Annotated in this window: 15 protein-coding genes; 4 read left to right on the top strand and 11 right to left on the bottom strand. The window is 52.7% G+C overall.

The genetic code is table 11. From position 1 onward, the window contains the following. Positions 1–80: 80 nt before the first annotated feature. From ruvB to AQS70_RS07450, 7 genes are all read right to left on the bottom strand, one after another. Positions 81–1139 (bottom strand): Holliday junction branch migration DNA helicase RuvB, encoded by a 1059-nt coding sequence (gene ruvB / locus AQS70_RS07480; protein ID WP_055102239.1) that lies wholly within the window; start codon positions 1137–1139, stop codon positions 81–83. Continuing rightward, on the bottom strand, positions 1140–1748 hold the full coding sequence (gene ruvA, locus AQS70_RS07475) for a Holliday junction branch migration protein RuvA (protein ID WP_055102238.1): 609 nt from the start codon (positions 1746–1748) through the stop codon (positions 1140–1142). Positions 1749–1860: 112 nt separating this feature from the next. Continuing rightward, positions 1861–2385: a crossover junction endodeoxyribonuclease RuvC gene (gene ruvC / locus AQS70_RS07470; protein WP_055102237.1), complete on the bottom strand. Its 525-nt coding sequence runs from the start codon at positions 2383–2385 to the stop codon at positions 1861–1863. 129 nt (positions 2386–2514) lie between these two features. After that, positions 2515–3261: a YebC/PmpR family DNA-binding transcriptional regulator gene (locus AQS70_RS07465; protein WP_055102236.1), complete on the bottom strand. Its 747-nt coding sequence runs from the start codon at positions 3259–3261 to the stop codon at positions 2515–2517. A 116-nt stretch (positions 3262–3377) separates the two neighbouring features. After that, positions 3378–5153, bottom strand: coding sequence for an aspartate--tRNA ligase (gene aspS, locus AQS70_RS07460; protein ID WP_055102235.1), 1776 nt, complete (start codon positions 5151–5153; stop codon positions 3378–3380). Positions 5154–5261: 108 nt separating this feature from the next. Continuing rightward, a complete protein-coding gene (locus AQS70_RS07455) occupies positions 5262–5483 on the bottom strand; it encodes an FmdB family zinc ribbon protein (protein WP_055102234.1) in 222 nt (73 codons plus the stop codon). Between the two features lie 178 nt (positions 5484–5661). Then, positions 5662–6024 (bottom strand): ribbon-helix-helix domain-containing protein, encoded by a 363-nt coding sequence (locus AQS70_RS07450; protein ID WP_055102233.1) that lies wholly within the window; start codon positions 6022–6024, stop codon positions 5662–5664. A gap of 856 nt (positions 6025–6880) precedes the next feature. On the opposite strand from AQS70_RS07450, the gene AQS70_RS24175 reads away from it, so the two are divergent. Next, positions 6881–7483: a cold-shock protein gene (locus AQS70_RS24175; protein ID WP_055102232.1), complete on the top strand. Its 603-nt coding sequence runs from the start codon at positions 6881–6883 to the stop codon at positions 7481–7483. A 69-nt stretch (positions 7484–7552) separates the two neighbouring features. Here the strand turns inward: AQS70_RS24175 and AQS70_RS07440 are convergent, their stop codons facing one another. After that, on the bottom strand, positions 7553–7759 hold the full coding sequence (locus AQS70_RS07440; protein ID WP_055102231.1) for a SlyX family protein: 207 nt from the start codon (positions 7757–7759) through the stop codon (positions 7553–7555). Continuing rightward, positions 7756–8187, bottom strand: coding sequence for an HIT domain-containing protein (locus AQS70_RS07435; RefSeq protein ID WP_055102230.1), 432 nt, complete (start codon positions 8185–8187; stop codon positions 7756–7758). Before AQS70_RS07435 ends, AQS70_RS07440 begins: the two co-directional genes overlap by 4 nt. Positions 8188–8973: 786 nt before the next feature. Here AQS70_RS07435 and AQS70_RS07430 point away from each other — a divergent pair. After that, the gene (locus AQS70_RS07430; protein ID WP_055102229.1) at positions 8974–10239 is read left to right on the top strand and encodes an OprD family porin; all 1266 of its coding nucleotides are present in this window, start codon (positions 8974–8976) and stop codon (positions 10237–10239) included. 265 nt (positions 10240–10504) lie between these two features. On the opposite strand, the gene AQS70_RS07425 is transcribed toward AQS70_RS07430, so the two are convergent. Then, positions 10505–11347, bottom strand: coding sequence for a mechanosensitive ion channel family protein (locus tag AQS70_RS07425; protein WP_055102228.1), 843 nt, complete (start codon positions 11345–11347; stop codon positions 10505–10507). A 236-nt stretch (positions 11348–11583) separates the two neighbouring features. Beyond that, the gene (locus AQS70_RS07420; RefSeq protein WP_055102227.1) at positions 11584–12069 is read right to left on the bottom strand and encodes a YajQ family cyclic di-GMP-binding protein; all 486 of its coding nucleotides are present in this window, start codon (positions 12067–12069) and stop codon (positions 11584–11586) included. Between the two features lie 115 nt (positions 12070–12184). Here AQS70_RS07420 and AQS70_RS07415 point away from each other — a divergent pair, with 115 nt between their 5' ends. Both AQS70_RS07415 and AQS70_RS07410 read left to right on the top strand, forming a co-directional pair. Continuing rightward, positions 12185–13126 carry a putative 2-dehydropantoate 2-reductase gene (locus AQS70_RS07415; protein ID WP_082428056.1) on the top strand — a complete coding sequence of 314 codons (942 nt, stop codon included), beginning with the start codon at positions 12185–12187 and terminating at the stop codon, positions 13124–13126. Positions 13127–13173: 47 nt separating this feature from the next. Further along, positions 13174–14423 (top strand): methyl-accepting chemotaxis protein (locus AQS70_RS07410; protein WP_156355059.1); only part of this gene is annotated, 1250 nt, incomplete at its 3' end.

The raw sequence follows: 14423 nt of genomic DNA, 5'->3' as shown, positions 1-14423 counted from the left end.
TAGACTTTAATATCCAAGATTTGTCGTGCCAGCCTTTCAGACAGCAAAAAGCTCAAAAAAATCAGCCACAGACCGTTTAATTAATCATCCACAGCGCTCATAAAACTATCCACTGCGGGCGCCTCTCCCAAGCGGGATGGTATGTTCAGGCCAAAGTGTAAATAGGCATGTCGCGTCACGACTCGACCACGGGGCGTACGCATGATGAAGCCTTGTTGAATCAAATACGGTTCCAGTACGTCCTCAATGGTATGGCGCTCTTCACTGATGGCAGCCGCAAGGCTATCAATACCCACCGGCCCACCATCGAACTTTTCGATCATCGTTAACAACAAACGCCGATCCTGATGATCAAAACCATGCTCATCCACGTCCAACAGGTTCAACGCAAGATCCGCAACTGTGCGCGTGATATGGCCCTTGGCCCGCACTTCTGCGAAGTCACGCACCCGACGTAGCAGCCGGTTGGCTATACGTGGCGTACCCCGCGCTCGACGCGCAATTTCAAAGGCTCCTTCCGGATCAAGTGGCAGACCAAAGATACCTGCAGAGCGGCTGACAATTGTTGCCAAGTCATCAGTACTATAAAACTCTAGACGCTGAACAATCCCAAAACGATCGCGCAATGGATTGGTCAGCATCCCGGCACGAGTCGTTGCTCCCACCAAAGTAAAAGGTGGCAAGTCGAGCTTGATAGAACGAGCGGCAGGCCCTTCTCCAATCATGATGTCGAGCTGAAAGTCCTCCATCGCTGGGTATAAGACCTCTTCGACAATAGGCGACAGTCGATGGATCTCATCTATAAACAGCACATCATGAGGTTCAAGATTAGTCAGCAACGCAGCCAGATCACCAGGTCGCTCAAGCACGGGGCCCGAGGTGCTTTTGATCGACACACCCATTTCTTGGGCAATAATGTTGGCCAAGGTAGTTTTACCCAAGCCAGGCGGGCCAAATATCAGCGTGTGATCCAGCGATTCTGCACGCCCGCGGGCGGCCTGAATAAATAGCTCCATCTGCTCACGCACAGCCGGCTGACCAATGTAGTCCGCCAGGCTCAAAGGGCGGATTGCACGATCCTGCACTTCTTCCCGGTCTCGACCACTCGAGGCGGTTATCAAACGATCAGCTTCAATCACTTAAATCATTCCCTTGAGGGCACGGCGAATCATGTCTTCGCTGCTCAACGTTTTGTCTTTGATCGCCGACACCGCCTTGCTCGCCTCTTGAGGCTTATAACCCAGAGAAATTAAAGCACTGACCGCATCAGCTTCTGCACTGGCCACTTGCACAGGCGCATCCGGTTGGTTTGGCACCAGTGCAAACATACTGGGTACTTGCTCCCACGCCTTGAAGCGGTCCTTGAGTTCGACCAGCAATCGCTCTGCGGTCTTTTTGCCAACTCCGGGCACCTTGGTCAAAGCCGAAGTGTCCTGAGCCTGCACGCAACGCACCAACTCATCAACCTCCAAACTGGACATCAATGCCAGCGCGAGCTTAGGGCCGACACCATTAAGCCGAATCAGCTCACGAAAGAAGTCACGTTCACGCTTACCACTAAAACCATAGAGCAATTGGGCGTCTTCGCGAACCACCAAGTGCGTGTGCAGGGTCAACGGCTCGCCAATCGAGGGCAAGCGATAAAGCGTGGTCATCGGTACTTCGACCTCATAACCCAAGCCGTTTACATCAAGAATTAGGTGCGGCGGCTGTTTTTCAGCCAATGTGCCACGCAAGCGTCCAATCACGTTTCAGATCCTTTTCACTGGCCAGATCAATGGCTGACAAGTCGAACAACAGAGCCACATCATTGCAGGTGCAACTCTGTTAGCAAGTTTAAACAGCCTAAAAGGCTTCACTTCAGAGTCGCAAACGCCCACCACGACGACGCGCCGCACCCAAACCGTGAGGCAACAGACTAGAGCGGGTATGCGCATGACACAAAGCGATCGCCAACGCATCAGATGCGTCAACCTGGGGTTTGGTGGTGAGCTTCAGCAAATGCATGACCATCATCATCACTTGCTCTTTATTCGCTCCACCTGTCCCCGCCACAGCCTGCTTGATCTGTGTTGCCGAATATTCGGCGATCTCAAGGTTTTCTTCGGCTCCCGCGACAATCGCAGCACCTCTGGCCTGCCCCAGCTTTAGTGCCGAGTCAGCATTGCGGGCCATGAATACCTTTTCAATCCCCATCGTTATCGGGCCGTGGGTCTGTATCACCTCACGCACGCCTCGATAGACAATTTGCAGGCGCTCGTGCAGCTCGCCGCTTCCTGTACGAATACATCCAGAAGCCACATACACACACCCACGCCCAGTGTCTCGCACCACGCCATAACCGGTGATTCGCGAACCCGGATCAATACCAAGAATAAGAGTCATAAGACCTACAGCTTATGAAGTGACGCCTACCGGCACATACCCGGACAGCTTAAAGGCAGAAGCCGGAGGTGCACAGCGCCGCGATCATCGCGAGGTTGCACCTCCGGCCTCATGTCTGATGGATTCAGATCAGGCGAGCTGTTCCAGCACCGCATCCGGGATTTCAGCGTTGGAGTAGACGTTTTGCACGTCATCCAGGTCTTCCAGCATGTCAATCAGCTTAAGCACCTTCTCTGCACCCTCCAGATCCAGTTGGGCGCTGGTGGTGGGTAGCATGACGATTTCAGCGTCAGCGGGTGCAAAGCCTGCCGCTTCCAAGGCGTTACGAACGGCGTAAAAGCTCGAAAACGAAGCATAAACATCAACAGAACCGTCTTCGTTGGTGATCACGTCATCGGCATCAGCCTCCATCGCAGCCCCCAACAGGGCATCTTCATCAAAACCGGCGGCGTACGAGATATGCCCTTTGCGCTCAAACAGATAAGCCACTGAACCGTCAGTACCCAGGTTGCCGCCACACTTGCTGAACGCATGACGCACCGCAGCCGCCGTACGGTTGCGATTATCGGTCATGCACTCAACCATCACCGCGACACCACCCGGACCGTAGCCCTCATAGCTCAACTCAACCATGTCATCGGTATCGGCTGCACCCGCACCGCGGGCAATCGCACGATCAATGATGTCACGGCTCATGTTCGCACTCAGCGCCTTGTCCAGTGCCAGACGCAGGCGTGGATTTGAACTCGGATCGCCACCACCTTGACGGGCAGCGACAGTCAGCTCACGAATCCACTTAGTGAAAATTTTGCCTTTTTTGGCATCTTGACGCTCTTTGCGGTGCTTGATGTTCGCCCACTTAGAATGACCTGCCATAACCCACTCCGAATCCTTATGAAACGTTGCCGGCCTGGCATGCACCCAAGGCCCGCAATAAAAATGTTGACCCAATGACAAAGGCGCATCCGAGGATGCGCCTTTGAAGGTCAGACTTACTCTGCCTTAGGCTGTTCGCGTAAACGAATATGCAGCTCACGCAACGCTTTGTTATCGACTAGGCCTGGAGCCTGGGTCATCACACAGGCAGCACTCTGGGTTTTCGGGAAAGCGATAACTTCACGAATCGACTGAGCACCCGTCATCAGCATAACCAGACGATCAAGACCGAAGGCCAGGCCACCGTGCGGTGGTGCGCCGTACTTCAGAGCGTCGAGCAGGAAGCCGAACTTCTCTTCTTGCTCAGCTTCGTTGATGCCTAGCAGGCGGAACACCGCTTGTTGCATTTCTTTGCGATGAATACGAATCGAACCGCCACCCAACTCGGTACCATTCAACACCATGTCGTATGCCCGGGACAGGGCAGCGGCTGGATTAGCTTCAAGCTCTTCTGGCGAGCATTTTGGAGCGGTGAACGGGTGGTGCAAGGCACTGAAGCTGCCGTCGTCGTTCTCTTCGAACATCGGGAAGTCAACTACCCACATTGGCGCCCACTCGCAGGTCAGCAGATCCAGGTCGTTACCGACTTTGATCCGCAGAGCCCCTAGCGCTTCGCTGACGATCCTGGCTTTGTCTGCACCGAAGAACACGATGTCGCCATCAACGGCGCCCACGCGATCAAGGATCACATTGAGGTTGGCCTCAGGGATGTTTTTAACGATCGGCGATTGCAGACCCTCAACACCTTTGGCGCGCTCGTTAACCTTGATGTACGCCAAGCCTTTAGCACCATAGATGCTGACGAACTTGGTGTAATCGTCGATCTGTTTACGCGGCATGCTCGCAGCACCCGGAACACGCAGGGCAGCAATGCGGCATTTAGGGTCGTTGGCAGGGCCGCTGAACACCTTGAATTCCACGTCTTTCAACTGATCAGCGACGTCAACCAGCTCCAGCGGGTTACGCAGGTCAGGCTTGTCGGAACCGTAGCGGCGCATGGCCTCTTCGAAGGTCATGTGCGGGAAATCACCGAACTCCAGATCCAGCACTTCCTTGAACAGGTTGCGGATCATGTTTTCGGTCAGGCCCATGATCTCTTTTTCGTCAAGGAAGCTGGTTTCGATGTCGATCTGAGTGAACTCAGGCTGACGATCGGCACGCAGGTCTTCATCACGAAAGCACTTGGCGATCTGATAGTAACGGTCGAAGCCCGCCACCATCAGCAGTTGCTTAAATAGTTGCGGCGATTGCGGCAAGGCGAAGAAAGAGCCCGCGTGCGTCCGGCTTGGCACCAAATAATCACGTGCGCCTTCCGGGGTGGCGCGAGTCAGGATGGGTGTTTCAACGTCTAGGAAGCCGTTTTCGTCCAAAAAGCGACGAATGCTCGTCGTCATACGCGAACGCAGACGTAGCTTCTCAAGCATTTCTGGGCGACGCAGGTCGATAAACCGATAACGCAGGCGGGTTTCTTCACCAACGTCAGAGAATTCGTTGAGCGGGAACGGTGGAGTCTCAGCTTCGTTCAAGACTTCCAGCTCGTAACCCAAGACTTCGATCATGCCCGAAGCCATATTGAGATTGACCGCTCCGGCTGGACGCAGGCGAACCTTACCGGTCACCTTGACAACATACTCACTGCGGACACGGTCGGCAGCAGCGAAGGTTTCAGCACGATCGGGATCGAACACAACCTGAGCCAGACCATCGCGATCACGGATATCGAGAAAAATCACCCCACCGTGGTCACGGCGACGATGAACCCATCCGCAAAGGGTAATTTCCTGGCCTTCCAGGCTTTCGTTGAGTTGGCCGCAATAATGGCTGCGCATCATGGTAGTGGTTTCACTTCTCGTAATTCGAAATTCGGTGGAGGTCTTGCGCACCGTCGGTGCTGATATAACTGCAAGATCCCGCTTGTGTTCAGAAGGCTTTGTTCAACCTCAGTCGGACTTGTCGCCGCCTGCCAGATTTTTTTTCGCGCCTGTCTTGAAGTCTGTTTCATACCAGCCTGAACCGCTTAGACGAAAGCCAGGCATGGACAGCATTTTCTTCAGCTCAGGCGCCTGGCAGGCAGGGCAATCGACCAGTGGCGAGTCACTGATCTTTTGGATGGCTTCCAACTGATGACCACAGGAAGCACATTGGTAATCGTACATGGGCATTGGCGCGTCTCGACAATCCGTTAGCGGCAACCCGTAAGGGCCACACAGCAAAGCGCGAGATTATATCTGGTAAATCGAACCAATGCAGCCGCATGAACAGCCTTAACACCTTAAAGAAAGCCAGAACACTAGAAGATTACAAGCCACCTAACAACCCACTACGGCCTGATACAGTGCGTTACCCTACCAGTATCTGCTCAGCTAGCACCTCGCGAGAGGACCGGCCTGCCTTCATTAGATGCATCACGCAGACAACCCGGATCAAACCACTGAAATTTTTGACGCCACCATGGCGCAAATGAACCTCCCTGTCGATATATGACAATAGAGCATTAATAGAGCAATCGTTTCCTTGGGAAATATCCGACAACACATCCCAATATACTTTTTCAAGCCGCAAGCACGTCGCAAAACCATTTAGCCTGACAGACTTTGACAATGGCTGCGCTGTCCCCATACCAAAATCAAGAACAACCGGGTCAATTCTAGCTCTTTGCAATAAGCGCCCCCCACCACCTTCCTGCCTAATCAAACGCCCCATATATAAAACCCTCTATAACAACGTAAAAAAACAATTAAGTTCTAATCAAAAAACACACCCCATAAAACATTATGCAAAACTTCTTATCCAGCAGACTTAACCCGCAACTCTGTAGGAGCGCTCTCCGCAAACCCCCTGAATACGGGACAAACCTCCGTCAGCACCCCAGAGCTGCCGCGCATCACAACCCTACAGACCAAAAATAAAAAACCAGACGCCTAAAATATCGCCCCACACATAAAGAAACTTCCCAATCATGCGTGGAAAGACATCTAGCTCAGCGATAGAAAAACTCATTAAAGACAAACTTAAAGGCGCGCGACAAAGCACGTTAAAAACAAGGGCAATCAATTCATACCACAATCAATTAAACCTATTTAAAAAGCACAAGAAATTAACAGCTGACCTTTAACAGTTAACGCACGCCTAAACGCCTACCCTCACACACGAAAAACGCAAACATCTCACTTCTTTGAAGTTTTATTCGACACCTCAAAAGACAACAAAAAAAGCGACCAGTGGTCATTGGGGTATGAGTATCCGCCACGCACTTTCAAAATTACAACCTCCAACCCGCCACACCAAAACGTACTAAAGCCCTCTAAATCAACGTATCCGGTATGAGCACGCATTTTTTAGACCTTCTCGTAAACACACCGAGTTCGACGTTTCAATACGCACAATTTGAGAAGGCTCAAGCTTTGCTGTTAAATAGGCGGCGTGTCGCCTTCGCCAAGCCTCTGGCGTCGGCGCATAGGCTGATACCCCGCACGTGTCCAGCGCCTCCATTTTTTCAGAAGCGAACCGTGCGCAATCAGCTCTTCCTTGCGATCCGTCTTAACGTGAGTTAATTAAAATGTTGAAAATCGTTCACCTGCTAACGGGCGCAGCTGCTTTGCTGCTGTCTTTTATTCCCAGCCTGCAATCCGATGCTGTCCCATACCTCCAACACGCCGATGCTCTTTATTTGGCTTTTTTTGGCCTGCTCAACTTGGCACTGGCACCAGTTATTCCCTTCTGGAATAAAGGTCCACGCCATCAGCTGCAAAACTTGGTTAGCGCTTTGCTGGTGCTGGCTGTCGTTTTGCAAACACTTACTTTGTTCGGTCTACTGCTGCCGATCGGCGATCAACCCGCGATATTGATCAGCTTGGTACCCGCTGTGATTGCCGTAGCGCTACACCTTGTTGTGAGCTTCTACAAATCATCCCCCTCATCCACCTCGCAAACCTACGACATGACCAACCGCGATACAGGCACTGTAAAGTGGTTCAACACCTCCAAGGGTTTCGGTTTCATCTCCCGAGATTCAGGTGATGATATTTTTGTCCACTTTCGCGCAATTCGTGGCGAGGGTCATCGTGTATTAGTAGAAGGGCAACGTGTCGAATTTTCAGTGATGAACAGAGACAAAGGCTTACAAGCTGAAGATGTGATCGCAGCATTACCGCGCCGCTAATTTCGGCCTAAAAAAACCGCGGAGCAGTCTGACTGCTTCGCGGTTTTTTTTATTGCCGGCCCACACGATTCAATAATGCGGCGGCGGTGCCTCTTGCTCCAGCGACTCAAATTGGCCGCCCATCTCTTCCTGACGCTTGAGCAAAGCGGCCATCTGTAATTGCAAACGGTCAACCGCGTTTTGCTGCGACACCAGCACATCATTCAGTGCTTGAATGGTGTCATCCTGAAAAGCCAAACGACTCTCCAGCTCCATCACTCTGGCCTCTAGAGTCACTGCTTATCCTCCGTAAAATTGAACTCTGCGCCCAAAACTGCTTTTAACTTGACCCGAAGCGTATCCACCTCAGCCTGAGTGTAGGGTTTGGCCGGATGCTTGCCCCAAACAGGGCCCGGCCACGCAACATCCGACGTGTAACGCGCAATCACATGGATGTGCAACTGACTGACCACGTTACCCAAAGTGGCAACGTTCATCTTGTCCGCACCCAGTGGCGCTTTAAGTGCACGCGCCAGCGTCGTGGTTTCATCCCACATCAAGTGCTGATCGTGGTCATCCAATTGAAATATCTCACTGATACCTTCGCGGCGCGGCACCAAAATGAACCAGGGATAATTCGAGTCATTGGAAAGCAGCAAGCGGCACAAAGGGAAATCCCCAATCAGCCAGGTATCCTCTTGAAGGCGTGTATCCAAAACGAACACGGGGTGCTCTCCTGTTTGACGAATAATTTCAGCTCAGTTCAAGGTCAGGCAAGACTCACCCATCTGCGAGCAGCGCAGAGGCAGGATACCCTTGATTGACGCCCACATCACACCACTCCTCGGCCTCAATACTCGTCTATGGCAAGCTCACAACGCGTTGTTGAGCAAAGAGGACGCTAACGCTGTAACAGCGCACCACAATGGCACTCACCGAATAGTTTTAGTGCACTCAAACGTCACCGACTACCCAACCCAGTGTGTTCTGGTAACGCTTTGCACCATTTTTGTGCCAGCAACGTCACCCCATTTCAGCAAGCCATACACACCTCACGGGCTGACAGTCATCGCTCCCCCCAAGCTAGATCGGGTAAATAAACCTCAAAAACGACAAATGATTATTTTCCAGGCTAAAAAACCAACTTGGGCATGCTTGTTGCTTTGATACAGAGTAATTCGTTAGAGATGCAGCAAAGGTCACGCAGCTCGACGATAAATAACAAAAATTGAGCGTCATGGCTGGAAAGCTCTAGCAAGGGGATGAGCAAGATATCCGGCTGTTTCGTTTACAGAAATAATAGGTGGAATACGACACACATCTATCCAAGAGCGACATGTAGAGTGTATTTCGCGACTTGGCTGCCAATAAGCTAAAAGCTTTTGAAGGCAAGTATCGCCAACATGATCGGCGTGATATAAGTTTTCGCCGACACAAAAAGAAAGAGCCGCCCAGATAATAATTCAGGTGGGACGGCAGTACTCTTCCTAAAACCAAAGGAGCAAATCACGATGCGCGTGATGAAGTGGAGCATGATCGCCCTGGCTGTTTCAGCCGGAACTACACAGTTTGCAATGGCTTCGTCCCAAGACGATTCCAAAGGTTTTATTGAAGACAGCACGCTGACTTCTAAAACTCGCATGTTGTATATGAACCGCGACTTCCGTAACGGTGCTGGCAACATCCCTAAACCTGGTGGCGGTTTCAAAAGCGGCTACCGCGAAGACTGGGGTTTAAGCGAACTGCTTAACTACACTTCCGGCTTCACTCAAGGCACTATCGGTGTCGGCGTTGATGCATTCGCCATGGGTACTCTGCGCCTAGACGGCGGCGCCGGTCGTCAAGGTAACGGCCTGTTCGCCTCTAAGAGCGATGGCTCCCCGGAAGACACCCAGTCCAAAGCAGGCGGCGCTGTTAAGTTCCGTTTGTCTGACACCGTCTTGAAGTACGGTAATCAGTTCGTTGCCAGCCCGGTTTTCTCGACTGATGACAGCCGCTTACTGCCTGAAGTCGCTACCGGCACCTTGATCACCTCGCACGAAATTGAAGGCTTGGAACTGAGCGCAGGTCGCTTCACAGCTATGAGCTCGCAGACCGGCATGTACCATGACAGCCTGCACCTGCCATCTGCTGACATCGCGGGCGCAACCTATCAGTTCACCGACAATTTTGTCGGTGGCGTGGCAGCGTCGGACGTTGATGATTACTTCAAAAAGCAATACATCAACCTGAACTACACCCTGCCGATCGACGAAAACCAAGGTCTGAACTTCGACTTCAACGGGTACAGAACCTCGAGCCAAGGCCAGGAACTGGCAGGCAACGTCGACAACAAAATCTGGAGCTTGGCAGCTGCTTATAGCATTGGCGCTCACAAGTTCACCTTGGCCCACCAGCGCTCTAGCGGTGACAGCGGTTATTACTACGGGGTAGACGGCGGTGGGACCATTTTCCTCGCCAACTCCGTGCAATACTCCGACTTTAACGGCAAAGACGAACGTTCTTGGCAAGCTCGCTACGACCTGAACCTAGCAACCTATGGCGTACCGGGCTTAAGCTTCATGGCCCGCTATGTTAAAGGTGACAACATCTCCACCGACGCAGGTGAAGGTCGCGAGCATGAGTTTGACTTTGAGAGCAAATACGTCATGCAGGAAGGTCCGGCCAAAGACCTGTCCTTCCGCCTGCGTAGCGCGATTTACCGTACCACCAGCAACTACGGCGTAGACACTAACGACGTACGTGTCATTGTTGAATATCCGTTCAACATTTTGTAATTACAGCCTTCGAGCAGTCGTTACAAAAGCGTTGTTTAGTTAAAACCACGCACCTGTTTCAGGTGCGTGGTTTTTTATCGCCTGTTAGTCAACTTCATATATAGATAGCTAGCTAATAAGTAGCTGGAAAACTAATCAACACTCACCAAAGCGTGGGGGTGTGATCGAGCAGCAGATAATTATTGCATGGCCTAAAAACAATTAAAGAGGCCGAAGCCCCTTCAATTGTTCATCCCTATTTAATAGCTAGCTATCTACTTAACTATTAACTCGCAGGCACTTCCTGCACCACACGTATGACTCGCTGCGGATACGGAATATCAACACCCTGCGCCTTTAAACGATCGCGGGCGTGTTCATTAAACATGAACAAGATATCCCAATAATTAGGTGTATCAACCCATACACGCAACGACATCGTTATCGCATTGTCGCCCAAAGACGTTACTACCACGGCAGGAGCAGGATCTTTCAAAACGCGAGGATCATCCGCCAGCGCCAGCAAGACCTCACGCACCTTCTGCAAATCGGCCTCGTAATCAACGCCCACATCAAACACCACCTTGCGCGTCGGCTGACGGTTGTAGTTAGTGATGATGCCGTTGGACAGGTTGCCGTTGGGCACGATGACCGTTTTGTTGTCACCGGTGCGCAGAACCGTGTGGAAGATTTGAATACTATCGACGGTCCCGCTCACGCTTTGCGCTTCGATCCAATCACCGATTTTGAAAGGGCGGAACAGCAAAATCAGCACCCCACCCGCGAAGTTGGCAAGACTGCCTTGCAATGCCAAGCCAATGGCCAAACCGGCGGCACCGATAGCGGCCACAAATGACGTGGTCTGGATACCAATCATTGAGGCGACGCTGACAACCAGCAGTACTTTGAGAATGATGTTAACCAAGGTGCTGATAAAACCTTGCAGCGCCAAATCAGCTTTGCGCACTGCCAGCAACTGGGCCAGCTTCACGGTTAGCCGATTAATCAACCACCAGCCCACTGCCAGCGTGATCAGCGCCAGCAATACGCGGCTACCGTATTCCATAATCATTGGAATCCAGGCTTGCGAAGTCTGGATCAAATGATCAAGTTCAGCGTTCAAATCCATGTCTCTTCTCCTAATACCGATTTGGGGCGACGTTGTTTGGGTGATGCCGCGTAACAGCAAACTCACGTGCTTATTGACAGTCCGCAAGCCAGCTTCTTGGCAGGCATTCGCCTCGCCTAAGCTTCACTCGAAACATTTCGTACAGGCCTAACGATTGAGCGGTCTTGCTCAATCGTTTAAGCCGCGCCCAGGAAAATCGGACGCCGATGATCACCACAGGTTCCCTGGCCGAGGGATCAATCGCGGAAGTTGTTGAACTGCAGCGGCATGTCGAACGTATGGGCGCGCAGTGCAGCAATCGCTTCTTGCAGATCATCACGCTTCTTACCGGTGATGCGAACCTGTTCACCCTGAATGGCGGCTTGAACCTTGAGCTTGGCCTCTTTGACATGAGCGACGATCTTCTTCGCCAGCTCTTTATCAATGCCCTCCTTGAGCACCGCCTCTTGTTTCATCAACTTGCCAGAAGCGTAGGCATCCTTGACTTCAAGACACTGCACGTCAATTTTGCGCTTGACCAAAGCCAGCTTGAGGATCTCAATCATGGCCTCTAGTTGAAAGTCCGCTTCTGCGGTCAAATTCACCGCAAGGTCTTTCTCTTTGAACTCAAAACTGCCTTTGCCTTTGAGGTCATAGCGACGATCCAGCTCCTTAACGGCGTTCTCGACTGCGTTAGTGACTTCGTGTTTGTCCAGTTCGGATACCACGTCGAACGACGGCATGTATTTCTCCACTATTTAAAGGGCGCGCTCAGCACAGATGGAGCACGCCTAGCCTGACAGTTAAAATGCGCGGGCATTATAGCGGTTCTTCCACGTCATTCACTTGTGAGTACACATGCCACACCTCGACTGCGGGCAAACCTCTACACGCTGGCACATTCTCGGCGCAGGAAGCATGGGCACACTCTGGGCCGCACGCTTAGCGAGAGCTGGGCTGCCCGTTACGCTGATACTGCGCAACCGTGCGCGCCTGCAAAACTTCAACGACGCATATGGTTTAACTCTAGTCGAAGGTGAACGAACAGACCCACTAACTATCACTGCCCAATTGCCTGAAACGGACGAGCGGATTGAGCGCTTGCTCCTCACCTGCAAAGCGTATGACGCCGAACAGGCTATTGCGCAGATCGCTCATCGACTGCACCCAGGCGCTACGGTGATCCTGTTGCAGAACGGACTGGGCAGCCAGCAAGCTGTCGCAGCACGCGTGCCACAGGCGCATTGCATTTTTGCGTCCAGCACCGAAGGCGCCTACCGCGAGAGAGACTGGCGGGTCGTGTTTGCAGGGCAAGGTCACACCTGGCTGGGCGATACGTGCTTAAACGAAGCGCCCATCTGGCTAAATGAATTGCAACTCAGCCATATTGCCCATGAGTGGAGCCCAAATATTCTGAGCCGCCTGTGGCGTAAGCTCGCGCTAAATTGCGCGATTAACCCGCTGACCGTGCTCTACGACTGCACAAATGGAGGCTTGCAAGCGCACCGCACAGAGGTCGACACGCTGTGCAGCGAGCTGGCAGCCTTGCTGGTCCGCTGCGATCAGGCTGATGCCGCAGAAAACCTTGCCGATGAAGTGCACCGGGTTATCCAAGCGACGTCCAACAACTACTCGTCAATGCATCAGGATGTCGCCCAAGGTCGACGCACCGAAATCAGCTATCTGCTGGGCTATGCTTGCCAAGCAGCGCGTCAGCGGCAATTCGACGTTCCGCATTTACACGCACTGCATCAGCGGCTCATCGACCATCTAAGCCAGCGCGGATTGCCCTACGACTGAGGCCCGCGCTACCCTTCGGCCTCGATCTTTCTGAAATGGTCATTGCGATGCTTTTGCGCCAGCGCCTAGAAAATCTTCCAGTCGGCCAGAAGCTGCTGGCCGCCCTCCTCGTGCTACTGGCGACCGTATTGTTGGTGGCCAACCTAACGTTCATCAGCGCCGCGTACTGGATTTCTCACGAGAGCACGGCCCCCCAGGCGTTGCAAACACTCGGGCGACTGGCTTCAAACCCCAACCTGATTACTCAAGCGCTGGACTCCAAGCAACAGGCTCAAGCCCTGCTTGATGAAATAGGCAGTTACGCCCCTCTGCGCGCTGCGGCGATTTACGACAGCGCTGGCCAATTGTTGACTCAACTGCAACATGGCGAGCACCTGCCACTGCCTGAGCAGTATCACCAGCTTGATGCTTGGAGCCTGACCGAGTTGCGCAGCCACACCATCACGCGCTTACACCATGGCGATCAACCGCCTGGGCACTTGCTGTTGATCGCCAGCAGCGAACTGCCGATGGCGTTTTACACCGGTACCTTCACCGCTAGCCTAGGGATTCTAGTGTTCAGCATTTTGCTGTGGCTGGTTATTGCGCGGCAGATCAAGCGACTGATCACCCACCCCATTCACCGCCTCGAAGAGCTATCGCGCCAAGTCACGCGTGAAGAGAACTATGCCTTACGTGCAGCCCCGGGCAATCACGATGAGATCGGCAGCTTGGCCGAAGCGTTCAACACCATGCTGTCGCGTATTGAAGCGCGCGAACAAGAGCTCAAACGTGCCCGTGACGAAGCTCGAGCGGCCTACGATCAAGCCCAGACACTTGCCGAAGAGACGCGCCATACCAATCGCAAACTGGAACGCGAAGTACAAGTGCGCAGCAAAATCGAGAAAAAGCTGACCGGCTTTCAAAACTATCTGAACAACATCATCGACTCGATGCCCTCTGCTCTGATCGCTCTGGATGATCAACTTTACGTGACCCAGTGGAATCAAGAAGCCAGCGCCCTGTCCGGCACCAAACTGGACGATGCCCTAAACCAGCCGATCTACCTCGCTTTTGAACCGCTCAAACCCTTTTTACCCCAACTTAAAAACACCATCGAAACGCACCATGTGGCCAAGATTGAACGCGTGACGTGGGAGCAGAACGACGAAGTCCATCATTACGCCCTGACCTTCTACCCGCTAACGGGCAGCGGCGGGCGTGGCGTAGTGATCCGGATTGATGACATCACCCAGCGCCTCTCTCTGGAGGACATGATGGTGCAATCGGAAAAAATGCTTTCGGTGGCCGGTCTTGC

Origin of the sequence: Pseudomonas endophytica (genome assembly GCF_001411475.1) — a bacterium.
In the GTDB taxonomy this organism is placed as follows: domain Bacteria; phylum Pseudomonadota; class Gammaproteobacteria; order Pseudomonadales; family Pseudomonadaceae; genus Aquipseudomonas; species Aquipseudomonas endophytica.
The sequence above is the reverse complement of the archived record's forward strand: the minus strand, read 5'-3'. Positions and strand labels throughout refer to the sequence as shown.